Origin of the sequence: Yersinia sp. 22-579 (genome assembly GCF_030433455.1) — a bacterium.
GTDB classification, from domain to species: Bacteria; Pseudomonadota; Gammaproteobacteria; order Enterobacterales; family Enterobacteriaceae; genus Yersinia; species Yersinia enterocolitica.
In genome coordinates this window covers 41,949-61,427 of sequence record NZ_JAUJTZ010000001.1, presented here as the reverse complement: position 1 = coordinate 61,427, position 19,479 = coordinate 41,949, and the positions used below count along the sequence as shown (strand labels likewise).

Sequence of the window (19,479 nt, the reverse complement as noted above, 5' to 3'; positions counted from 1 at the left end):
TCACCCATTCCCAGAAATAAACGCCCCCGTCATACTACTGCGACGGAGCTGATCCTCAATTGACTTCTGTATTGCATCAACAGATTGTGGATTAGAATTAACATTTACATTATTTATATGGGTTGCCTGTGACCGGCTGTTGTCTACGCTCTGCGATTGAGAAGGCATCCCTGACATTGATGCATATTGACTCATTTGCTCATAATAGCCGAGAACTTTACCTGGGTATTCTATTGTTTCCGGCTTAAGCGGCTCACCTTTACCTGCAAGGTGGTTATCAATTCTACCCATTCCGCCATTATATGCCATCAGAGCTAGTTTTTTATTCCCACCATAACGATTGAGAAGAAGGTTTAAATACTTTCTAGCAGCTTCTCTAGACTTCGCTGGATCTAATCGTTCATCTACAAACGAGTCCACGCGCAAACCCATGTCTTTGGCTGCTGGAGTCATAAATTGGTAAGCACCAGTAGCACCAGATACCGGATGTACAGCGTTAGGTCTTCCGCCACTTTCCGTCTTCATGACGGAATCCAGCAATTTCTCCATATCAACATCTTTATTATCTTCTGGTTTATCACCTGAAAATAAATCCCCGATATTCTTATCCTTGACTTCTTTCCACCATTGCCACGCAGAGTTACCCTTTAATTTTTTATCCAGATATCCGCCTAAATCAACGACTGGCTTATCAAACCCAGATATTAGGTTAAAGTTGTCTGATACCTGCGCCCACTGATGAATGGCATTTTTATTGCCAGCCAATGCTGCGGAAAATTGCCGAACCCACTTATCGGCATCTTTGAAGAAATCAATAACATTACCTCCGTTTGCGGTAACCCATTGATTAAAGGTTTCCATAAGTGCCACAGCATCGGGGCCAAAAACCTTAACCAGATTATTGCCCAAGCTCTCAGTGGTCTGGTCTAGCTTCACCATAACCTCTTTTACTTCCAGAGCCTGCTTAATCATCTGTTCAGTATTGTTTGAAGTACCTTGAAACTTACCCTGTTTTTGGTCAAGAGAGCCATCAAGGATTGATGGTAGCAATGATGTGTCATATCCAAGACGCTGAATATAGGTCGCCGCTTGCTCTTTGGGAAGTTTACGCAATGCCTCTTCAACCTTTTTAAACATTTCACCTGGGTCTTTGGCCCCAATGATATCCACCCCAACTTGTGAGCCTAGTTGTAATATTGCTTGGGTAGAATCGTCCGGTGCTCCCATGCCCGATACTGACCAGTTTTTGGTGTTTTTTAACTTCACTAATGCACTGGTTATTGCCTCAGCAGAACTCCCTACCGATTCAGCACCTTTCTTCCAACCATCAACCTCTTTAGGATCTAGGTCTAGGAACTTTGATGCATTGCCTAAATCAACAAGGCTATTAGTTGCCGAAGTAAACAGCCGACGAGTACCTTCAATGGACAGTGCAAGGCCTAGGAACTTGGCAGTGCCGGTGACAACACTACCCAATGCTTCCTTGCCTTCTTTGCCAAACTCCTTGGCACCCTTGGCCGCACCAAAGAACCCGCCACTGATAAATCCAAATGGGCGCTTGGTATCATCGGCAGTACGGCGCACTTGGTCACCGACTTTCTTAACTTCCGTGCCAATGCCCTTGGTGCTGGTTTCAGCATCACCCAATGCATCTGACACATTCTTACCAAGGGATTTTGCTCCCTCTTCAACCTTTTTCTTTCCAGAGAGAAATTCCTCAGTTCTTACAGTAACTTTGTATGCCAGTTCTTCTATAATCACCTTGGTTTCTCCATATGCTGCCGCCAGGCAACGCTGTTGTGTGCTTCCACCGCGATAACTTCCAGCAGATTAAACATATCCCTCACAGATAGGTCGTTCTGCAATTCTGCATACGTGGCCTTTCCTGAGCATATAACGGCGTATATGTTCTTAGGTATGTTTACCGTTGAAGTGAGTTTTCGCGGTGGATTTGGGGTTTCGAGGTAAGGAAACTTTACTTGGCGGCGAGTGATAAAAAACCAAAGTTCAGTTCAAAAACCTTATCCTTCAGTGTCCGAATTGTTGAGATTTCTTCGAAGTCGAGGGGCTTGATAGCTCGGTTAATATCTTTCCCTTCATTAGTTATCACAATCTCTACTGTCGATAGAATTCTATCGGAAATAGGTCGCGATACTGATGCAGGAGCAGCGGCAAGAACAGAGATGCCTACAGTGGCCAAACCTGCAACCCCCATCGACACAACGTCAGCCGGTAATGAGTTGAATTCACCATGACCCATGGCCCGGTAAATCTCTTCCGAAAGCTCTTCGGCATCCCACGCTGACATCTCAGTGATAATGAACTCCTTGCCCTTATCTCTGCCTTCATCTTCCACGATATACGTGATTTGTTTTCTGGACATTATGCGGCGCTCGGTGTGCAGGATTCAAAGTGGAATATCGCGGGCCGTGGTTGTAATACCCGCTTGCCCGGAGGTGCTGGGGTCCACGTATAAAGCACGCCATTCACAAAGTTATACTTGATGTTAAGCGCTGGAATGGTAAGCACTGCATTACAAGCAAACTTCGCTACCGCGGTTCGCTCGGCTGCGTACCAGTCCCCAATGAGCTGTGCGGCGTTAGACGTTGCCATTAGGGTAATAGTTAGTTCGGTGGGGTTAAAGATGAAACCAGCGTGGTATTTACCATCCGCTGACATCATGTCTTCAGCGTTCTGCAATGCTCCGGTATCAAACATATCTTCAGCCGCGTAATCATCAACATCAAACCCGCCAGGGTAAAACGATGGCACGATGATACGCAGCTTCGAATTGGCACTTGTAATATCGATAGGCATTTTCAGTCCTTACAGGATATTTGTTGAGGTCATGTCGATGCTTTGAATCAACTGCCCGTCGACGTAATAGAAGATTGCACCATCAAGGCTGCGCTCAGTGCGCGATGCGCCAGTTTGCTGAGGGATGAAGAAGAACCAGCCTTGTGTATACAGCACATTGGAAATATCGGTTCCGACCGCATCATTCACTATATTGATTTGGGCTTGATCCAATGTCACGCCAGCACGAATAGCGCCGAAGTTAATCGCATTGGTAGCCACATCAATCACAGCAGCAGATATAGACGCATAACCACCGGCATTGAACGCATATGACGAGTTATTAGTGAACAGGTTAGCGAATGCAGCAACCAGGTTAGCGTTAATCCATACTTGGCTAATGAAGCTATCAAGCCACAGAAATTTGCCTGTGATAGCACCATCCGACACATAGTTAGCCAGTGTCTTGTTCTGCCCGTATGCACCATAGAAGTTATAGCCATTCGACTCTAGCGCGGCAGCAGTTGCGTTATCCGTTACGTTTGGCGCGACACCTGCGAATGCCCGGAACTTGTAAGATACTCGGCCATTGGTTCGGTTGAAATTAAGCGAAGCTGAGTAAGCCAGCGCCAGCACTGCGTAGAGATATGAACCATAAACAGGAAACACATTTTCATAGCCATTCGAAATAACTACGCTCTGAACGAAGCACGATTCATTATTGGCTACTGTTGCATCTTTCGATGTGTCATACACTGAATAGGCATAGCGGTTAGTTGACGCGCTGACCCATGCACATAATTCTTCTTTTTCTTCATCAGTGAGATCAACCAGACTAGCGGTCATTACCCAATCCTGGTTCTGATTTACGATCGTTGCCATTGTGTTTGTGACGCTTGTTACAGCTGCGCCCGGTGAAACTGTTGCGGCCGTATCTGCGGTCAACTTCAATGCGGTTGCTGCGGCACCAGGAACGGCCTGTGATACTTCGCTGTTAGCTCCAGTAGTGGCTGACCGGATAATGAAACGACTCTGCACCGGCAGCCAGTCAACTTCTACCCCGCTACCAAATGCTGTGCCGATTGCTGCCGCGGCATCAGTGAAGCTTGTTGCGGTTGCCAGATTAATGGATGTGCTGGTTTTCGATGCCCCGTCGAGCATTAACGTAATAGTTCCAGTAATTCCCTGTAGCGCAGCTATTTTAACGCCTTTGAAGCTACCAGATAGAAGCCAACCAGCCACAGGATCTTCCCGTACTAAACGACCAAATAAAACAGCACCAGGTCGAACCGTGGAATTTTCATACCCGGACATATATAGAGAGGCCGCCAGATATTCTTTACTGGTTGTGCCGAGGGCAGCCCCAACATCTGCCGCGCTGGTAAACTCTGATACTTTACCAACAGGCAGCAACTCGTTATCAGATAAAAGAAGACCGTAAACATCCAGCGCGGTACCGGCTGCGTTTACAGTGGATGGCGTGATTTTAAAGTCACGCGATAATGGAATTTTGCTCATGAAGTCGCCTTATCAGCCTGTTCGATAGTGAAGTGAACTTTGTCAAAGTAGTCCTGCGGAACGTCGATAGTGATGTGAACCTGTAGCGATACGGTCACCATGTACCGTTCTTGCCACTGGTTTTCTCCGTTAATCATTGGAGCCTGAATCGCCTCGGAGCTGTAAAGAGGTGCCACTCGCTCATCAATGGATTTAATGAGGTCATATGCATAGCCAGTGCGAAATAAGGTCTCCAGAGCGATAGCCCTATCCCCAGCGTTATCGCCGTAGATATCAACCTGAATATCGGCCTGCCTAACCTCAGTAAAACCAATAGCGCTTGTTGTTGGTGAACCGGTATCTTTCTTGATTTCTCGGTTGGTTGAGTGACGCTTGAACCGTAAAGGAGTAAGAATGCAAAACTGGCCCTTATCCATCGGAACCCGGTTAGCCTGTGCTTGCTCACACTTACCGATGAATGGCTCTGCAAAGTCAGCCAGCACATCAATCACGTTATCAATGGTCATATCATTCATGGCGTCACCTGCAATTGGACAAGCAATCGGCACCAATCTGGCCACAACTCAAGTGGTTCAATAACTAGCCATTCTTCACTGCCAATAATAAAAATGTCACCGCCGAGCACTTTTTCACGGTTCACGCCGTAAAAATTCCCATCAACATGAATAGATTTGAGCAGGCCGGATATGTTTAGCCCGTCCACATGCTTCAAGTCACCAGCGGATAGAGGCTGCAATTGAATGGTGACCGGCGCGTCAGGGAGATACTTAGGGGCTTGTTTCCGGCCCTCACCATTAGTGAAACCATCAGACCGGCGAACAAGTGCAGAAATAAATGGGTTTACACGATTAATGGCAGGCTTAACTATCCGATGAAGGTTCAATTTCTCCCACCTCGTAATTGACATCTCCGATCATGACTTTAGTGTCAACCAAAGGCTTATCAGATTGGTTAGGGAGCACCTTTCTCGTTTTACGAATGTGAAGAGTTACATCAGAAAGTTTTGGCTCCATGAGGGTGGCTATAGATTCCTGTACATCTCCTTTGATTTGAGCGCCCACAACCTCAAGAACTTGCGTGGTATCAATCCCAGCGCGAATCCCCCTGGATACCGTTTCGGCCCAATCACCAGACTTTTCACTTATCGCGTTACGAAAGAATGGGCGAGGTGGTTGGTTATTGCTGGGATTTCCGTACTCATCAATTGCCGCAACCATTGCCACGCTTGTTCCGTCTGGATAGGTAGAACCATCAACAAAGCCAACCTTTACTTGCTTGGCTTCCAGAGATTTGCTGACCTGCTCCAGAAACTCGGTTATCTTTCCCGCCATAACTCACCCCGGATAGTATTTCGCCATGCGGTAGACTTTTGTTGCCTGCCAGAAATCCATGCCATACGGGCTCTGCGTGTACCACATGTAACGAAATTCCACCGTCCCAGCATCAAAGGAAGCTGATGCGCTTCCCTCAGATGCTGATGCTAGGCGACCAACAATTCCCGTACCACCGTTACCTTTATCATCACCAAACCGCATGTATGCCAAATGCGCCATAAGCATGTAGAGCAGACGCTCGCGCTTTATGACGTCATCGACTAATGAAAACTCAGAGTTGTTAAGATAATCGGTGGCCTGTTCAAACAGGTAAGGGAGTTGTTCGTCGGTTACATTGGAGAACTCAGGGAACATAGCGCGGAATTTCGTGATATTTAACACCACGATTGCCATGCTTAATCCTCTTTTTGTGGTTCCACGCCGCCAGTGGTTTGCGATGCTTGCTCAAGTCCTGTCTTCACTTTCGCTCGTTCAAGGCTTGCATCTTTAGCTGACTCCTCATCAGAAACGGCAAAAATAATCCCGTTTTTAATGAACTTAGAGTCAGCGTGATTTTTTTCGAATGCTTCCCATGCTTCCGCAGGAACATCCTTCGTCATGCCAAAGCCATTCACCAGCACGGAGGTGTTAGCCCCCGCCAAGGTAATGACTTTATCGTCATGCCGAAACGACAAGCCGCAAGGAAGTTTACAGCCGATAACATAGGTGGATTTTTTAGCTGCCATCTTAAACTCCGAGCATTTGAGCAAACAGGAACGGCTGAGTGATTACCGCGCCGTAAGTGGTACCGGAGTGCTTCTGTTTCCAGCTTGATGTCATAGTGATGATTGGATGTGCGCGAAGCTTGTCGCTATATGCACAATAACCAGCCTGCTGCCCCTGAGCAGTTTCAACGAACATCTGCACCAGTTCACCCGCATCCGTATCGTACTGTGGGGCAACTTCAATTCGGATGTTAGTGAAGGTGTCTTTAACCATCTTCTCTACGGTATTACCGAAGATTTCGTTAGCGCGCTTGAACCACACAGAAGCGTTAGGACTCATCACCAGAACCAAAGGTGATGCCATATCCACACCGTCACCTACCGCACCATTAGTGCGAGCAATCAGGTCTGCATACAGAGCAAGGACATCGTTGTAAATATCCACTACCTGCTTATCTTTCCACAGGGTTTTACCATCAACAGTGGCTGGAGTGATCGGAGTCGGCAGTGCTGGGTCATTCAGGATGCCGTAGTTAAGCAAGCCTGATACACCGTAGAAGTAGAACTTGTTCTGTGCCTGGTTTAGTGTCCATGCAGCAGCGCGTTGCTTTTCTGCTACGTACGGCAGCATAGCTAAACCATAACGTTCTTGTTCCAATTCGCCGTAAGTGACCATTGTCTGATAGCGATATACCTGACGGTTTTCCCAACCTGGAGTTACTTGGTTCCCGCCCTGTTCACTGTAGTCATCATAGGCCACAACGTCGCCAGATTGCTCAACGCGCTGGATCATTAATGTATCTTGAGCCCACGCGCCTTTTTTCTTCTCGCCCAGAATATCGACAGCCTTTTGCTTGGCGAAGATAGTACGGACGATTTCAGGATCAATGAATGAAGAAACGATTGCCGGAATACCGCCGTTAGGTGGCATACCTGGCTGGACATCAGCATCCATTGCAAATTTAGTTACTGAGGATGGCAAGAAAATGCCACGCGATTCGGCTTCCGCTTTAAAGGCTGCGAAATCGGCCTGAGTCAGTTGAGGCATTATGCTTTGCTCCATGTAGAGATAATCAGTAAATCACCAATAGCGGCAGGGCTGGCGACATACCAGTCGGTTTCTACTGCGCCAGAGATTGTTGCACCAGCCGCGCCAGTTGCCAGCAGACCTGTAGCAAGAACTGCAAACACCTTCTGCCCGACTGTCGCTACAGTTGTAGAGATAGCCCAGAAGTCGCCGCCCACAATTACTGATGCTTCACGGCCTGCTGAAATAGTCATGCTATTGCTTTGCAGATAACCGATAGTGGCATTGGCATTGTTTTGTACGAAACCAACGGGCTTTCCAGTGCCAGTGTTATCCAGTCGTAACGGGTTGGTGGCATTACGCCATGCGAACCGCGCCATGATTAAGCCATTAACACCGGCCTGGAATGCACCAGGGCCACCTGCTGCCGCGATGATTGGAGACGTTGATGCTGGCTGACCTGCCTGCCCAACACCGGAGTAAAGTTCTACTTCCTTTTGAAATGACATATTATTTCCCCTCGAAGAAGTTTTTAACGGTAGTGCGAGAATCGTGACTAATTGGCGCAGAGTCATTTGCCATCGCAGGGCGGGAATAAGCCTTGAATACGGACTGAAGTGCGGCAGATGGCAATGTTGCGTGGTCTGTGCATCCCATTTGCTTCAGAGCTGTACGGTAAACCTCGTCTGCACTGTCGCAGGCCAGATCACCAACAACAGGACGAACATCACGTTCAGCCTGACGCAAGGCTGCAAAACGGGCTTCAACGCGGGTTTCAACGCCTTTAATTGCTGAGTCCATGGCTAATTTACTGTCGTTTGCCATTTTCTCTTTATCGGCCTTATCAGCTTCGTCTTTGGCTAACTTGTCTTTCTCAGCCTGTTCCGCTTCATCCTTCGCAAGCTTTTCCTTTTCTTCTTCCGTCATCTCGTCCTTAGCTGTTTTTGGGTCTTTGTCATCATCTTTAATAATTTCTTCGACCTTTTTTTCAACTTCTTCTGGGTTGGCGTCATTAGCCAGGAAAGGCAAAATCTTCGCCATAAGTTCTTTTGCTTTTGACATCAGTTTGAGTCCTGTAGGTAGTGAGTCATATACAAATACATCCGGGCCAGCCCGGCCACTTGGCACGATTGCCACATGGTTACAAACGATGTCACGCATAACGCCATCGTATGGTTCGCCCTCGTACTCACCCGGCGTCATGTCGAGCCGATAACGGTATGAGGATGAGATTTCACGCTGCTGCTTGTTCTCTACGCCGATAATGGAATTCACATCCCAAATAACGAGAGAGTTTTTCAAATAACCATTTTCGAACACGGCGTTGCTGCCAGTAGCTCCAATGATTGATTCTTTCGGTGGGTTTAATATGGAAACGGCAATATGCGTATTAAGCAGCGGTTTGTTGTTGAACGTTTCAACTGCGAGTTCCAATTCTTTCGGGTCACGCAGCAGGCGATAGGCTTTATCTGGATCTAAGCCATTTTCTTCCCAATTAGGTATCTCTTTGCCGTAGTAGACGCAGACGTTAGCCTTACTGATTGGCGTCAACTCAACATGAAGCATCCCGTCAACGTCATAGCGGCGAACGCTCGCCTTATCGAAGGCAAACTTCACATCTTTCATGTTCTTTCCTGTTTTTCAGGCAATAAAAAAGGCCACCGAAGTGACCTGTTTGTGATTGTTTTTCAGCTACTGAGATGATGCTTTTGCTTCTTGAAGAATAGTTACCGCTCGGGAGCGCCAATCTTCAAAATCAAAATCAGGGTTATTACGTTCAATGGCGGAAAGGAAAAAATCTCCGTTTTGGATCAACTCATCGAGAAGGGTGATCAGCTCATCTTTTGCTTTATCACTCATAATAACCTCGCCTAATAGGCTATTCTATGTGGCTAGTACTTTCTTTAGCATGGAGTTTATGTTTTTTTGATATAGCCTGACCATCTCTTCACCATGATCATCATCTCCAAGCCCATTCTCTTCTAAATACCCCCTAAAATGCGCGAGAGCAACACGAAGTGTAGCAACTTCATGACTTTCTAATTCAATTATCATCCAACCCCCCTAATTACTCTCACCAATTCAGAATGGTAACACAGGCTTCCACGTACACCCGCAATTCGGCTCTTCTCCCGGCAACACATACTGCCCCTTGTCACCGATTGGTAACCCCTTATCGAGGTCGAACTCCTGCCCGTTAGCATGAACGTGCTTCTTGCGAGGTTCGCTACCGCCGCCACTGTGCAACCAGATGCCACGCTTAATCCCTGCCGCTTGTTGCCTTGCGTTGGATAGTGCGCTGGTAGCCTTGCGTACTTGGTCACGCGCAATGAACTCAGCACGCCGCCTAGTGATGCCATGACGCTTCCCGAAGTTAGCCTCAATCTCATCGGCTAAACCTTTGCGGTCACCACCCTTGGCTACCGATCGAAACACCATCGATTCCACCTCAGTGAAATACTTCTCAGGGATGGAGCGGATTAACGCCACATTTTCTGAAATGATAGCCTCTCGCTTTTCGAGCACAGCCTCAGTCCACTGCATGTTAATTGTCAGTGAGTCTTTACGGGCAGCAGCAAGTAATGAGCGGTCAACAGCCTCGCCAGTCTTGTTTGTCACTGATTCGGCAGTAGGTAGCGCCATCTTAATGAAGCGCTCTACCCATTTCTTAGACAGAGCACGCAAAGCACTACGCAATAATTGAACCGGGTTGGCATCCATCGCCAGTGGGTTATCTTCAAATATCGGGACGATTTGCTTCTTAACATCGTCATTCATTTCCCTGATAACAGCCAGTAACTCTCTGCGATACCAAATGATATTACCGGCGTTATAGTTGACCGCCCGAAGGCTTTTACTCTTCTTCGGTTTCCGGTTCATAGTCGCCCTTCAGGTTTTCGAATCCTGCACCTTCAATGCTTTTCAGTGCGTCTCGCGCCTCTTCAGAGTTAATCAGCATGCTATCAGCAGCAGCAACCACTGTGTCAACGCGAGTCTTGTTGGTGTTAGCGCGGTCATCATCACTGATTTCATCAAGCGGTTTAAACTCGAAGTAGATGTCGGGCTTCAGTTCGCCAAACTCTGAAAGCTGAATAATCTTGAAGATGTTCTCAATGGCTCTGCGATAGTCCAATTCTTGCGAGCCGGATATCGTTTCGTGCCATGTTTCAATCTCAGCATCACCACTGGCATTCAAACCTGCTGGGGCGTTACCGAACATCTTCAGGTTTGTCGTGCGAGATGGTATGCAGAGTTGCTCTTGATAGTTCGATAGGATGTTTGACAGCTCACTAAGAGATGTCTGCTGATGGGTTAGCTCTTCAGTTGTGTCGTGCACCCAAAGCCCGAAGTTGTCTTGATACTTTATGAACAGCTTAACGCGCTTATCGAACTCGCCGGGCTCCTGTAGCCGAGCATCCATGTCGGTTTTCAATCCACGCATGCGCAATGTCTTGAGGATTTTAATAACGTTCTTTTTAGCATCACGCCAGTCGACAACGTAATCTTCCATCAACTGCGTTAGAGACAGTCCACCAAAGTTATAGGATGGCTTAAGAATGTCAGGAACCGGGCGGCTAACGATATCGATGAACCGAGACTCATGCACTGTATCGCCCATTACGAACCATGCTTGAGGTTTGTAGAAATCCGGTCTCAGCGGCTTGCTTGAGTTGTACATCGCCGGATAAACCCAGTTTGGGTCTATACACCGGAATCCTTTCAGTGATCCCTTGGTTATCTTGCGCGGGTCAAGAAATAGCGGTTTCGCATTCTCTATATCGTCAGCGCCAACATCGATAAAGATGTGTGCTACACCATATTCGGAATCCTGCCTTACTGCTTCGTGAATCAAGCGCTTGATGTCGTATTTAGTCAGGGCCTGATCCATCAGGTCGATATCAGGGTCGCCCTCTTTAGTGCTCTTCACCTCAATCCAGTTACGCGTCATCTCATCAGCCATGATGGTATGCATATTCGCATACTCAACCTGCTGAGACATTGCCGCCAAAATCGGGTAGCCACGAAAACCAGAATATTCACCACCAATCGACATGCTGTTGATGACATCGTAAGGCGTGGAGTCCATCGCTAGAGCAGATTCTTTTTTGCCTTCTGGAATAACACCTGGTAGCGGTTCGTAACGCTTAAACTGAGCAAATGGATTCTCGTCATTCGCAGCGGACGCAGCATCAAGATGCGCATTTGTAATCTTCGTCAGTTCCCGCCGAGGTGCTTGCACGGCCTGAGCTGTTCGCACAGCCTTCTTTCTTGTCATTGCAGTATCTCGTCAGGAATGATGAATGGTTTGTGTGTTGGGGCGAATGCCATGATCAGCGAGTCAGCCATGTTGGGAGACGGTATGCCGCGCTTCTTCATGTCCTTTTTGCTCTCAACCTTCACGCGTCCGTTGTTGTCGTAGTCAACCCATGGGCGGGACAGCTCAGCCTTGAGGTACTCAAGCTGTTTAATGCTGGAACTTAGGCTGATTAGTTGGTCATCTGAGAATTGTTTAATGAATTCTTTGTCGTTCGGGTTGGCTTGCAGATGCTTAACTACTCGCCATGTATTGAAGAAGCGATCGCGCACCCCCCACCACGCCTGAGCCTTGATGTTGGAAAACATGTCTTTGTTCGTCTTTCCATCAGCATATTTTGTGTCCGGCTTGAACACAGCAGCACCGGCATTGAATCCGCTGGACGGTATCGCACAGACGCGCTTCAGGTGAGCTTTCACACCCGCACCCACACCAATAGAGTCATAGACAATTTCGCTTGCTGAGATGCTTTCTGCGTAGTTCTTGACACGGTCAGACGAGGTGATCACGTCGCCTTTGTGCCATTGCTGGCAATCCAGTACTACAGAGCCATGAGCCAGCGTTGTTGCATTACTGTCTTCACCCTCATCAGCAACGTCGAACCCGACGCGCTTCCGGCCTGATGCTGTGAACCCGATGAGCTTGTGAGCGTCTACAGCGGCAGCAATCCACGATGGCTTAATGATTGCCATGTCGCTATCCGCAACCGGCTCGCCTTCCCATATATGCAGGTAAAGGTCGTAGTCCTTACGCTTGCATTCCTCCATCTCTAAGCGGAGGACTTCAGGAAAGTGTGGGTTATCGCTGTGGTTGACTGTCAGCAGGCATATGTCATCAGGTGGTGAAATAACGAAGCGCTGATGCGTATCGTCAAGAATGTTCTTTGGGTTATAGCTCACCCATATTTCAGATCCTGGTTTGCGAATGGTGGGAATAAGTACGTCCCATGAACCTTTTGATACTGCCTCTGCCTCTTCAATCCAACAGATATCCACCCCCTCAAGGGATTTAATCTTAGTCGGGTTGTTTTTGATGCCGTAGAACATGAACTCACTATTAGTAATCAGGTGCCGGATGCTATTTCTCTGCACCTCGAACTCCCCCTGATACCCTTCCCTGTTGATGGTGTCATCCAACAAACGGAGTACAGAGTCACTGATACTGTTTTGTAGTTCGCGGGCGCAGAGAAAGCGATAGCAGCCCCGACGAGATATCTCTACGAGTAATCGTGCAATCGTCCAGCTTTTCCCTGACCCGCGCCCGCCTTTGCCACTTTGTACCGTGACGGCTTCACGAACGGTTTAAATATTGGATTAATCGCTGTCATCGTCGAATAGCTCAGTGAGGGATTTATTCAGGTTGAGGCCAATCATGCCAGCATGCTCAGTTTTCACATTTACTTTAAATGCCTGCACAGATATATGTTCGCCTACCAATTTTAATGCAGCCGCCGCGCCCTTGGCGTCAAAGCCGAAAATGGTTTTTCCATCTTCGTCGGTTATCTCTTCGCCACGACGGTCAGTAATTGGCTCTACTTCTTGCATGCAGCGTTCGTGAAGTTTTACCGCTTGTCTCAGGACGTAGTCGGCATCAATTCCCACTCGGCTATTTCTTTCCGCTGCTAATTCGCTCACTCGCTGTTGAACCATAACATTTGATAACAGGCGACTTGATTGCACCTGAGCGGTCTTTTCGCTGTAACCCGCCCTGATTGCTGCCTGTGTGGCATTGAGGTCTTTCAGGTACTCACGGGCAAACAGCTCTTGTTTGTCGGTGAGCTTTGCCATTGTTATTCCTTAGCTTGTAATCTCAACTTCAATTAGCTCTTTGGTTCGGCTTAACACCTCGGAAATGAATACAGCTTTTGTATCTTCATTTATTGGATCTCCAGCCATTTCGCGCTCTACTTGCAAGGCAATATCCAGCATTTGGTCTTTAGTTGGAGCTATCATCCTTACGTTTACAGTTAAATTATCCATTTTCAGCACATCCCACTTTTCACTCTCGGAGGATTTCTAACCCGACGAGATATTGTTCTTTAAACGATAATGCCAGCAGCACGTAATGACGTTAGCAATGCATTAAGTTGAGTGCCTGCGCTTGTGCCGTCTGCGGCTACTGTGCAGTTGGCTACCGTTGCGGCTTTCTTTACACCGCCAAGCACTGTTGCTGTGGCGGCTGGGAGGACATAAGAATCGCCTGAAGTGGCTACTTGCACAGTCTTTCCAGATTGGTGAATCACATTAGTCGTCATGGGGATTCCTTTATGGTGTTTTATGTCTGTAATGATTGAGAGCCGTTGTGAAAGTGGCTCTCAATTTGTCTTTATTATCAACGGGCTCATTTTTGAGCCGGTCATGCGGCCTGATTATTCAACTGCCACGATGCCCACAGGCCAGCGATCCACTGAATACCCTTCGGTGTGAATTTAGCCTGGGTAAATGCATGCCCGTTGTTAAGGTTCTCACCTGTCTTGACCGTGAATCGGCCTGCATCAATATGCGGAGCGCGAGGCGTCATCTTCCCACCAAGAACGTACATAACATTTTGGGCTATCAGGAAAGATCTGAACTCTGGCTCTTTCGCCTTCAGTAGCTTGCAAGCCTCACGGAAGCCAAATGAACCGGATGCATTGACGTAGTTATCAACGAAATCAATCTTTGGAGCGGCAATAGCCAATTTGTTTTCTAATTGAGCTTTCTGTTCGGCGAGGTCAGCAGCTAAGCGCAATGCCTCAGGAAGTGTTTGAGGTATTGATGGGCTATGCATCACGTTTAACTTTGCCAGCACAGAACGACGAACCGCCTTAGACTCGCGCATGCCAACTAGCATCATTTGATCCATGCTCAGCGTGGTGTAGTAGGTCTTGTGCCCAGTCTTACCAACTACGAAATTTTCGTAGTTTAATTCTTCGTCGATTTCGTCATTTACCCTGGCGTGGAAGTCAACTGGCCGAACTGGGTTTTCCCCGGCTTCCCATCGAGATGGATTGATGATGTTGTTCAAAAAATCCAAACTGCTCATGGCTGGGGATTTGTTCGAAGAAAATACGGTTAATGAGGTTTTCATTTCGCTGATACCTTTTGGTGATAGAGCCTGTTCTCGTAGATATGGGCAGCCCAAGAGGGGTCAGCGAAAACCACTGTCCTATCTCAAGCTCTACCCCGAAAGGCTCTTGGTTGATTTGCGCACGAGAATGCGCGGAGATTTACTGCCAATAAAAAAGGCCCAGTCGTTAAACTGATCCTTCATGTTCTTTGTTCGCGGCTTTGCCACGTCTTCACAGAGTTGCTGCACCACTTACGGCTTACCCGTCAGCAAGAATGGCCCAGTGAAACAGGCGATCACCTCCATCGAGAGAAGCTATCTATTCCTTGTCGGGGGGAATTCTTTCTTTAGTTTGGAATAAGCTGACTCAAATCCTATCTGCTCACGCCAGTATCTGAATCTCTGCCAATTGATATGCCAAGCTGGATACCAGGACATTATTTGCTCTCAATGTGTGATTGCTCGATTTGCCGAATGCTCGCCTTATCTGCGTTGCACTGATCTATCACCGTCAACAAGGTGTCATTCAGCAATAGGCTGTTACCCCAAGTTAATATCTCGGGTATCTCTGGGGGTATGCAGTCAGAAAGTAAGCTTGTTGGTATCGGTACCTGTGGCACCCGAACGTATTTGATTTGCGTGTTTCCGCAGGAGGTCAGCAGCGGCAGCAGGAACAGGCTTATTAGTACAATCGTCGCCTTTAATCGCTTCTCGAATGTAAACAACACGAGCCTCACCCGCCTGAGCAATTTTCTGTTTGTCATTCTCGTTGGCCTTGGCGATATCGTTGATGATGTTAACCATGCGTACCTGGTTATTGAGAATGAACCTGGCCTCGTCGCGTTCTTTGGCTATTGCGTCAGCCTTGTCGTGCCACTCGTCAGCTTCGTTGTAGAAGTGAAGCGACAAGCCAGCCAGAATGATGAGCAGTAGCGCCGGTAGATAGGTGAATATGTTCTTTATCCCGCTAAACATAATTCCCTCTCAATCTCGCGTCGGTTCTGTAATCCCTTCCACGGCTTGCCACCGGCATATGTCCAGCGGCGTAACTCATCGCAAGCGCCTTTGATGTTGCCTGTATTGAGCTTTTTAAGCAGAGTGGATTTAGTGAATGCGCCCTGACCGACGTTATAGGCAAATGAATATAAGGCGGCTTTCTGATATTTGCTCAGGGGGACTTTTACTGCTGTATCGACAGTGCGCTGTACTGGTGCCAGGTCTTTCTGCAATAAAGAATCGCACTCAGCATCTGAATATTTTTTGTTGGGGATGATGTCTTTACCAGTGTGACCATCGCAGACCGTCAGCACGCCAACAACATCGTGGTAAGCCACATACTTGCGGCCCTCTAACCCATCGTCACCACCAAGCAATGCCCCAGCAATTGCCAATGCCCCGGCAGCAGATGCGCCAATTATCTTATTCCTCAGCGCTGGTGACATTTTCAGCTCCAGACTTAGGGTTAAACCTCAACTTGAATTCCTTGTCCTTGTAGTACCAGTTCAGAGCGAACGTACCTACAGCACAAGCCATACCAATAAGAACAGCCCAGTCATTTAAGGACATCGCTCCAAACCCCATCAAAAGCCCACCGAAGAATTTCGCGATACCGCTTGAGTATTTTTCCATTTTCATAACCCACCCCCATTTGGGGAATTATCTTCCCGCCGTTGGTCGGGTTCGTATGCTGTTGTGTAGGGAATAGCTCCCGTCGTAGTCATTCGAAAGTGTGAGGGTGTTTTCAGTGATTGACTGTTTTGACGGGAGCTAAATAAAAAAGGCCACCAAATTGGCAGCCTTAAAAGTTGGTGTGTGGAGCTGAGGGTATTAGCCTCGCACGTTTCGTCCTGTAACTTTTCAGAGTTCCACATTCGGCTGGATACTGTTTCACAACGATTGGATTAACCAATCCAGTACCCATGCGAATGTAGAAATGAAAAAGCCCCGGCGATTAACAGGGGCTTTTTTGTACTTGCGGCACCAACTTAAGACAGATACGGCACCTTACCCTTTAATAGTGGCTCATTGGCTCACTGATGTCAACACGTTCTATGCTACTTTCTTTATTTTACCGACACGTTTGCGACTGATGAAGGCATGTTGCATTGGTTGGTATAGCATCCACACCGCCGCAGCCAATATTTCATCCACTTCACGGCGGCACGTTATCAGTGACGGTTTTTTCATCCGATCCCCACCTCTCGTTGACATCTTGCGGGGTTTTGCAGTCTCGAAGTAGTACGATGCAATTGCTCGCTTGGATGCCCCATGAGAGTAATAACTTATCAGAATGCCAAGGGCCTTTGTGTCAATGCGCATAACGGAATCTACGACCTGAGAAATCAACATTCCGTCATCGTCATTGCACATCGGCCTTGATGGGCTGCCCTGCGGTTCTACTGTCGCCATGTACTGCGCTATAACGCTGCTCATGCGCTTCTCTAACCTTCCTGAGTAAACCCATGCGCCCCACAGTTCAAGCCAGCCATTAATCCAGTCATGCTGTTCTTTGGTTAGTTTTAACTGAGTTACATTCATGCTGACTCCAGTTCAGTAATGGATATTGATAGCCTTCCACCCTTTTCAATCGGCTGCCGCCTAACCCTGAAATCATCTATCTGCTCGTCGTCCTGCATAAATTCTGCATGCACCAGCGAATCAAAGACGGCCTTTTGCAGGTTGTCTAAGTCACGGCGGCGGCGGTCTGGTACGTGTGCTGATATTGATATTTTGAGTCGTGCGGAGGTGTTGATATCGAGGTTTAGCTGTTTGATGGTATCGATTACTGCTTGTCGGTATTTGGTGCCTTTCTCGCTGATGTAGTGCCTTCCCCTCGAGTGTCGCCAGTAGGTGTTAATACTGGGCGGCCAGGGTAGGTCTATGTGATATTCGGTCATATCTTCACCTTATTCTCCGACAGCAGAATTGCCTGCGTTCTCACCATTCCCTCCAGGTGAGCCAAGTGTGCACTCTCGACATCCATGATGTGTGTGCGACGGTCTATTTCGTCATGACACGCAGAGCAGCACCATGCGCCGAACAGGTCAGGCGGCTTGATTCCGGTACCGCATATTCCCGATAGCCGGTAGTGGGCCAGCACCACAGTTTCGTTATTACCGTTGCAGATACCAGGCAGCCTAACTTGGCACTCGCGGCCTTTAGCCTCTTTGCGTAAGTTCGCCATCTCTTTTCTCCTTCGCTGCTTTATCAATGCATTTCTGATGAGCGTAGGTTTCACCCTTGTTAAGCATCAGGAAGCAGAAGATACATATTGATTGGGGGAGTTCAGGCATGGCTATTCCCCCTGAATTTGGATCATCGTCAGCTCACGCCCAGCCCCAAACACTGCACCAGTGTCGATGTAGAGTTGGTTTTTAAACTGGCTGGCTTTATTCATTGGCGTGTGGCCGAATATGAATTGCTTGGCCCCGGCGATTTCCTCCCCCTCACCATCAATTGCGTAACTCACGCGCTCACGGTTCCAAATAACATGCTGTTCACTGACTGGCTTGCCGAAGTGGTAACTATCAGATGGGTAATCAGCGTGGGCTATTACGTATTTTCCAGAGTCTGTGGTGACTTCGATAATTAACGGGAGATTGGCGGCCTGCTTAATCAGACTGGTGGCCAGTAGTTTTTCGTCAGTATCGAGCTGGAAGTACCAAATACCGCCGTTTGCCAGCCAGTGTGAGTATTCTTCGCTGGCCAGTGCATCAATCGCCATCTGCTCATGGTTGCCACGAACGGCACGAAACCAAGGCTGTGTTATCAGGTCGAGGCATTCGACGTTCTGCTCACCGCGGTCAATCAGGTCACCTACGGATATCAGTAAGTCTTTGCTTTCATCGAAATCAACTGAGAGTAATTTTTCATTGAGCATGTCCAGGCAGCCGTGAATATCACCAACGACAAATATTCGTCGGTAGTCGGCACCGTTAATCTTTTGGTAAATATCAGGCATTCTTTCTACTCCTGAGTCTTAGCCAGCGTTTAGCTAATAACGGATAGATAGCGTCATATGTGGGTATTTCGCTGGCGGGGATTGGGGGTTTAGGCTTGGTTCGAGAGGTCTTGCGGAATATCAGGTTATCTATGGCTATCTGGGTTGGGCTTCGTTGTCGGCTCATTCATGTCGCCTTCCTGATTTGCACAGGAAAATCCAATAGGGCCATGTGATGCCAATGCAAAATGCCCTTACATACCCCGAAACTGTTTCTTTACTGCCTTGAATGTCATGAGCCCATTCAGATACAACGCCAGCCATCCAGAAATAAGTTGCGACTAATATCAGAGTAATCATGCTGCCCTCCCGAAATAATCATTGGCGTAGCGAACCTCACGCAGCTTCACGCCACTTCCGACCGCCCACGCTGTGCTGTACTCAATCAGGCTAGTCATGCGCTTAATGCCCATCTTGGCGGTTGATTCTCTAATGTTGCAGAATTCACCTTCAAGACCAGGTACCACTTCCGCGCCCATGCCGGTTGCCATTGCGTGGCCCGACACGAATAACGTTTTCCACTGAACCAGATTGCGCTCTTTCTCCATCCACAAAGCCTGTTTAGCAACGTCGCCACACAGAGCGTGGAACATGCTGTTTTGTAGTAGGGAGCGGTCAAAGTCGGTGATGCGGATTGTTATGGGGTGGTGGTCATCAAGGGGGAGTTGGTTTATTGCTGCTATCAGGTTTCGTCTTACTTGCTCGTTTCGTAGAAAGAATATTTGTTTATCCACTTG

At 47.9% G+C, this 19,479-nt stretch carries 30 protein-coding genes; all 30 read right to left on the bottom strand.

All coding sequences use genetic code 11. From position 1 onward, the window contains the following. A complete protein-coding gene (locus QSV56_RS00395; protein WP_301210156.1) occupies positions 1 to 1,761 on the bottom strand; it encodes a lytic transglycosylase domain-containing protein in 1,761 nt (586 codons plus the stop codon). 214 nt (positions 1,762 to 1,975) lie between these two features. After that, positions 1,976 to 2,383: a hypothetical protein gene (locus tag QSV56_RS00390; RefSeq protein ID WP_301210154.1), complete on the bottom strand. Its 408-nt coding sequence runs from the start codon at positions 2,381 to 2,383 to the stop codon at positions 1,976 to 1,978. Beyond that, complete coding sequence (locus QSV56_RS00385) at positions 2,383 to 2,817, bottom strand: hypothetical protein (protein ID WP_049525852.1); 435 nt, start codon at positions 2,815 to 2,817, stop codon at positions 2,383 to 2,385. Before QSV56_RS00385 ends, QSV56_RS00390 begins: the two co-directional genes overlap by 1 nt. 9 nt (positions 2,818 to 2,826) lie before the next feature. Then, the gene (locus QSV56_RS00380; protein WP_301210150.1) at positions 2,827 to 4,314 is read right to left on the bottom strand and encodes a DUF3383 family protein; all 1,488 of its coding nucleotides are present in this window, start codon (positions 4,312 to 4,314) and stop codon (positions 2,827 to 2,829) included. Next, the gene (locus QSV56_RS00375) at positions 4,311 to 4,829 is read right to left on the bottom strand and encodes a hypothetical protein (RefSeq protein WP_301210148.1); all 519 of its coding nucleotides are present in this window, start codon (positions 4,827 to 4,829) and stop codon (positions 4,311 to 4,313) included. Before QSV56_RS00375 ends, QSV56_RS00380 begins: the two co-directional genes overlap by 4 nt. Beyond that, on the bottom strand, positions 4,826 to 5,197 hold the full coding sequence (locus QSV56_RS00370; protein ID WP_098057270.1) for a hypothetical protein: 372 nt from the start codon (positions 5,195 to 5,197) through the stop codon (positions 4,826 to 4,828). The genes QSV56_RS00375 and QSV56_RS00370 overlap by 4 nt, the downstream gene beginning before the upstream one ends. Beyond that, complete coding sequence (locus QSV56_RS00365) at positions 5,175 to 5,645, bottom strand: hypothetical protein (RefSeq protein ID WP_301210144.1); 471 nt, start codon at positions 5,643 to 5,645, stop codon at positions 5,175 to 5,177. The genes QSV56_RS00370 and QSV56_RS00365 overlap by 23 nt, the downstream gene beginning before the upstream one ends. Before the next feature lie 3 nt (positions 5,646 to 5,648). Continuing rightward, entirely contained in the window at positions 5,649 to 6,041 is a 393-nt protein-coding gene (locus QSV56_RS00360) for a DUF4054 domain-containing protein (RefSeq protein ID WP_263697762.1), read from the bottom strand. Between the two features lie 2 nt (positions 6,042 to 6,043). Continuing rightward, positions 6,044 to 6,373, bottom strand: coding sequence for a hypothetical protein (locus QSV56_RS00355; protein ID WP_072083847.1), 330 nt, complete (start codon positions 6,371 to 6,373; stop codon positions 6,044 to 6,046). Between the two features lies 1 nt (position 6,374). Continuing rightward, a complete protein-coding gene (locus QSV56_RS00350) occupies positions 6,375 to 7,400 on the bottom strand; it encodes a hypothetical protein (RefSeq protein ID WP_301210140.1) in 1,026 nt (341 codons plus the stop codon). After that, positions 7,400 to 7,888 (bottom strand): hypothetical protein, encoded by a 489-nt coding sequence (locus QSV56_RS00345; protein WP_301210138.1) that lies wholly within the window; start codon positions 7,886 to 7,888, stop codon positions 7,400 to 7,402. The genes QSV56_RS00350 and QSV56_RS00345 overlap by 1 nt, the downstream gene beginning before the upstream one ends. 1 nt (position 7,889) lies before the next feature. Next, positions 7,890 to 9,005: a DUF2213 domain-containing protein gene (locus QSV56_RS00340; RefSeq protein WP_301210136.1), complete on the bottom strand. Its 1,116-nt coding sequence runs from the start codon at positions 9,003 to 9,005 to the stop codon at positions 7,890 to 7,892. Positions 9,006 to 9,071: 66 nt separating this feature from the next. Next, the gene (locus QSV56_RS00335) at positions 9,072 to 9,239 is read right to left on the bottom strand and encodes a hypothetical protein (protein ID WP_263697766.1); all 168 of its coding nucleotides are present in this window, start codon (positions 9,237 to 9,239) and stop codon (positions 9,072 to 9,074) included. A 24-nt stretch (positions 9,240 to 9,263) separates the two neighbouring features. Then, on the bottom strand, positions 9,264 to 9,434 hold the full coding sequence (locus QSV56_RS00330; RefSeq protein WP_263797315.1) for a hypothetical protein: 171 nt from the start codon (positions 9,432 to 9,434) through the stop codon (positions 9,264 to 9,266). A gap of 27 nt (positions 9,435 to 9,461) precedes the next feature. Then, positions 9,462 to 10,259: a phage minor head protein gene (locus QSV56_RS00325; RefSeq protein ID WP_301210129.1), complete on the bottom strand. Its 798-nt coding sequence runs from the start codon at positions 10,257 to 10,259 to the stop codon at positions 9,462 to 9,464. Further along, entirely contained in the window at positions 10,234 to 11,655 is a 1,422-nt protein-coding gene (locus QSV56_RS00320) for a DUF1073 domain-containing protein (protein WP_301210127.1), read from the bottom strand. Before QSV56_RS00320 ends, QSV56_RS00325 begins: the two co-directional genes overlap by 26 nt. Beyond that, on the bottom strand, positions 11,652 to 12,908 hold the full coding sequence (locus QSV56_RS00315) for a PBSX family phage terminase large subunit (RefSeq protein WP_301210546.1): 1,257 nt from the start codon (positions 12,906 to 12,908) through the stop codon (positions 11,652 to 11,654). The genes QSV56_RS00320 and QSV56_RS00315 overlap by 4 nt, the downstream gene beginning before the upstream one ends. A gap of 99 nt (positions 12,909 to 13,007) precedes the next feature. Beyond that, the gene (locus QSV56_RS00310; RefSeq protein ID WP_289818079.1) at positions 13,008 to 13,481 is read right to left on the bottom strand and encodes a terminase small subunit; all 474 of its coding nucleotides are present in this window, start codon (positions 13,479 to 13,481) and stop codon (positions 13,008 to 13,010) included. 9 nt (positions 13,482 to 13,490) lie between these two features. Continuing rightward, entirely contained in the window at positions 13,491 to 13,673 is a 183-nt protein-coding gene (locus QSV56_RS00305; RefSeq protein ID WP_147658966.1) for a hypothetical protein, read from the bottom strand. Positions 13,674 to 13,732: 59 nt separating this feature from the next. Then, a complete protein-coding gene (locus QSV56_RS00300; protein ID WP_301210120.1) occupies positions 13,733 to 13,948 on the bottom strand; it encodes a head fiber protein in 216 nt (71 codons plus the stop codon). A gap of 101 nt (positions 13,949 to 14,049) precedes the next feature. Beyond that, positions 14,050 to 14,763 carry a phage antirepressor KilAC domain-containing protein gene (locus QSV56_RS00295; RefSeq protein WP_301210118.1) on the bottom strand — a complete coding sequence of 238 codons (714 nt, stop codon included), beginning with the start codon at positions 14,761 to 14,763 and terminating at the stop codon, positions 14,050 to 14,052. Between the two features lie 561 nt (positions 14,764 to 15,324). After that, the gene (locus QSV56_RS00290; RefSeq protein ID WP_050919417.1) at positions 15,325 to 15,717 is read right to left on the bottom strand and encodes a hypothetical protein; all 393 of its coding nucleotides are present in this window, start codon (positions 15,715 to 15,717) and stop codon (positions 15,325 to 15,327) included. After that, positions 15,702 to 16,184, bottom strand: a complete 483-nt coding sequence (locus tag QSV56_RS00285; RefSeq protein ID WP_301210114.1) for a lysozyme — start codon at positions 16,182 to 16,184, stop codon at positions 15,702 to 15,704. Before QSV56_RS00285 ends, QSV56_RS00290 begins: the two co-directional genes overlap by 16 nt. After that, complete coding sequence (locus QSV56_RS00280; RefSeq protein ID WP_050127248.1) at positions 16,162 to 16,377, bottom strand: phage holin family protein; 216 nt, start codon at positions 16,375 to 16,377, stop codon at positions 16,162 to 16,164. The genes QSV56_RS00285 and QSV56_RS00280 overlap by 23 nt, the downstream gene beginning before the upstream one ends. 414 nt (positions 16,378 to 16,791) lie before the next feature. After that, the gene (locus QSV56_RS00275; protein WP_057627562.1) at positions 16,792 to 17,280 is read right to left on the bottom strand and encodes an antiterminator Q family protein; all 489 of its coding nucleotides are present in this window, start codon (positions 17,278 to 17,280) and stop codon (positions 16,792 to 16,794) included. Beyond that, positions 17,277 to 17,639 carry a RusA family crossover junction endodeoxyribonuclease gene (locus tag QSV56_RS00270; protein ID WP_301210109.1) on the bottom strand — a complete coding sequence of 121 codons (363 nt, stop codon included), beginning with the start codon at positions 17,637 to 17,639 and terminating at the stop codon, positions 17,277 to 17,279. Before QSV56_RS00270 ends, QSV56_RS00275 begins: the two co-directional genes overlap by 4 nt. Next, positions 17,636 to 17,926: a DUF1364 domain-containing protein gene (locus tag QSV56_RS00265; protein ID WP_050134042.1), complete on the bottom strand. Its 291-nt coding sequence runs from the start codon at positions 17,924 to 17,926 to the stop codon at positions 17,636 to 17,638. The genes QSV56_RS00270 and QSV56_RS00265 overlap by 4 nt, the downstream gene beginning before the upstream one ends. Before the next feature lie 111 nt (positions 17,927 to 18,037). Continuing rightward, positions 18,038 to 18,694: a metallophosphoesterase gene (locus QSV56_RS00260; RefSeq protein WP_301210544.1), complete on the bottom strand. Its 657-nt coding sequence runs from the start codon at positions 18,692 to 18,694 to the stop codon at positions 18,038 to 18,040. Between the two features lies 1 nt (position 18,695). Beyond that, positions 18,696 to 18,869 (bottom strand): NinE family protein, encoded by a 174-nt coding sequence (locus QSV56_RS00255; protein ID WP_147658587.1) that lies wholly within the window; start codon positions 18,867 to 18,869, stop codon positions 18,696 to 18,698. A gap of 169 nt (positions 18,870 to 19,038) precedes the next feature. Then, positions 19,039 to 19,476: a recombination protein NinB gene (locus tag QSV56_RS00250; protein ID WP_301210102.1), complete on the bottom strand. Its 438-nt coding sequence runs from the start codon at positions 19,474 to 19,476 to the stop codon at positions 19,039 to 19,041. Positions 19,477 to 19,479: the final 3 nt, after the last annotated feature.

Excerpts from the sequence above, each read along its gene's own strand:
- QSV56_RS00390 (WP_301210154.1), bottom strand. The coding sequence starts at position 2,383 with ATGTCCAGAAAACAAATCACGTATATCGTGGAAGATGAAGGCAGAGAT.
- QSV56_RS00385 (WP_049525852.1), bottom strand. The coding sequence starts at position 2,817 with ATGCCTATCGATATTACAAGTGCCAATTCGAAGCTGCGTATCATCGTG.
- QSV56_RS00380 (WP_301210150.1), bottom strand. The coding sequence starts at position 4,314 with ATGAGCAAAATTCCATTATCGCGTGACTTTAAAATCACGCCATCCACT.
- QSV56_RS00375 (WP_301210148.1), bottom strand. The coding sequence starts at position 4,829 with ATGAATGATATGACCATTGATAACGTGATTGATGTGCTGGCTGACTTT.
- QSV56_RS00365 (WP_301210144.1), bottom strand. The coding sequence starts at position 5,645 with ATGGCGGGAAAGATAACCGAGTTTCTGGAGCAGGTCAGCAAATCTCTG.
- QSV56_RS00360 (WP_263697762.1), bottom strand. The coding sequence starts at position 6,041 with ATGGCAATCGTGGTGTTAAATATCACGAAATTCCGCGCTATGTTCCCT.
- QSV56_RS00355 (WP_072083847.1), bottom strand. The coding sequence starts at position 6,373 with ATGGCAGCTAAAAAATCCACCTATGTTATCGGCTGTAAACTTCCTTGC.
- QSV56_RS00350 (WP_301210140.1), bottom strand. The coding sequence starts at position 7,400 with ATGCCTCAACTGACTCAGGCCGATTTCGCAGCCTTTAAAGCGGAAGCC.
- QSV56_RS00345 (WP_301210138.1), bottom strand. The coding sequence starts at position 7,888 with ATGTCATTTCAAAAGGAAGTAGAACTTTACTCCGGTGTTGGGCAGGCA.
- QSV56_RS00340 (WP_301210136.1), bottom strand. The coding sequence starts at position 9,005 with ATGAAAGATGTGAAGTTTGCCTTCGATAAGGCGAGCGTTCGCCGCTAT.
- QSV56_RS00335 (WP_263697766.1), bottom strand. The coding sequence starts at position 9,239 with ATGAGTGATAAAGCAAAAGATGAGCTGATCACCCTTCTCGATGAGTTG.
- QSV56_RS00330 (WP_263797315.1), bottom strand. The coding sequence starts at position 9,434 with ATGATAATTGAATTAGAAAGTCATGAAGTTGCTACACTTCGTGTTGCT.
- QSV56_RS00325 (WP_301210129.1), bottom strand. The coding sequence starts at position 10,259 with ATGAACCGGAAACCGAAGAAGAGTAAAAGCCTTCGGGCGGTCAACTAT.
- QSV56_RS00320 (WP_301210127.1), bottom strand. The coding sequence starts at position 11,655 with ATGACAAGAAAGAAGGCTGTGCGAACAGCTCAGGCCGTGCAAGCACCT.
- QSV56_RS00310 (WP_289818079.1), bottom strand. The coding sequence starts at position 13,481 with ATGGCAAAGCTCACCGACAAACAAGAGCTGTTTGCCCGTGAGTACCTG.
- QSV56_RS00305 (WP_147658966.1), bottom strand. The coding sequence starts at position 13,673 with ATGGATAATTTAACTGTAAACGTAAGGATGATAGCTCCAACTAAAGAC.
- QSV56_RS00300 (WP_301210120.1), bottom strand. The coding sequence starts at position 13,948 with ATGACGACTAATGTGATTCACCAATCTGGAAAGACTGTGCAAGTAGCC.
- QSV56_RS00295 (WP_301210118.1), bottom strand. The coding sequence starts at position 14,763 with ATGAAAACCTCATTAACCGTATTTTCTTCGAACAAATCCCCAGCCATG.
- QSV56_RS00290 (WP_050919417.1), bottom strand. The coding sequence starts at position 15,717 with ATGTTTAGCGGGATAAAGAACATATTCACCTATCTACCGGCGCTACTG.
- QSV56_RS00285 (WP_301210114.1), bottom strand. The coding sequence starts at position 16,184 with ATGTCACCAGCGCTGAGGAATAAGATAATTGGCGCATCTGCTGCCGGG.
- QSV56_RS00280 (WP_050127248.1), bottom strand. The coding sequence starts at position 16,377 with ATGAAAATGGAAAAATACTCAAGCGGTATCGCGAAATTCTTCGGTGGG.
- QSV56_RS00275 (WP_057627562.1), bottom strand. The coding sequence starts at position 17,280 with ATGAATGTAACTCAGTTAAAACTAACCAAAGAACAGCATGACTGGATT.
- QSV56_RS00270 (WP_301210109.1), bottom strand. The coding sequence starts at position 17,639 with ATGACCGAATATCACATAGACCTACCCTGGCCGCCCAGTATTAACACC.
- QSV56_RS00265 (WP_050134042.1), bottom strand. The coding sequence starts at position 17,926 with ATGGCGAACTTACGCAAAGAGGCTAAAGGCCGCGAGTGCCAAGTTAGG.
- QSV56_RS00255 (WP_147658587.1), bottom strand. The coding sequence starts at position 18,869 with ATGAGCCGACAACGAAGCCCAACCCAGATAGCCATAGATAACCTGATA.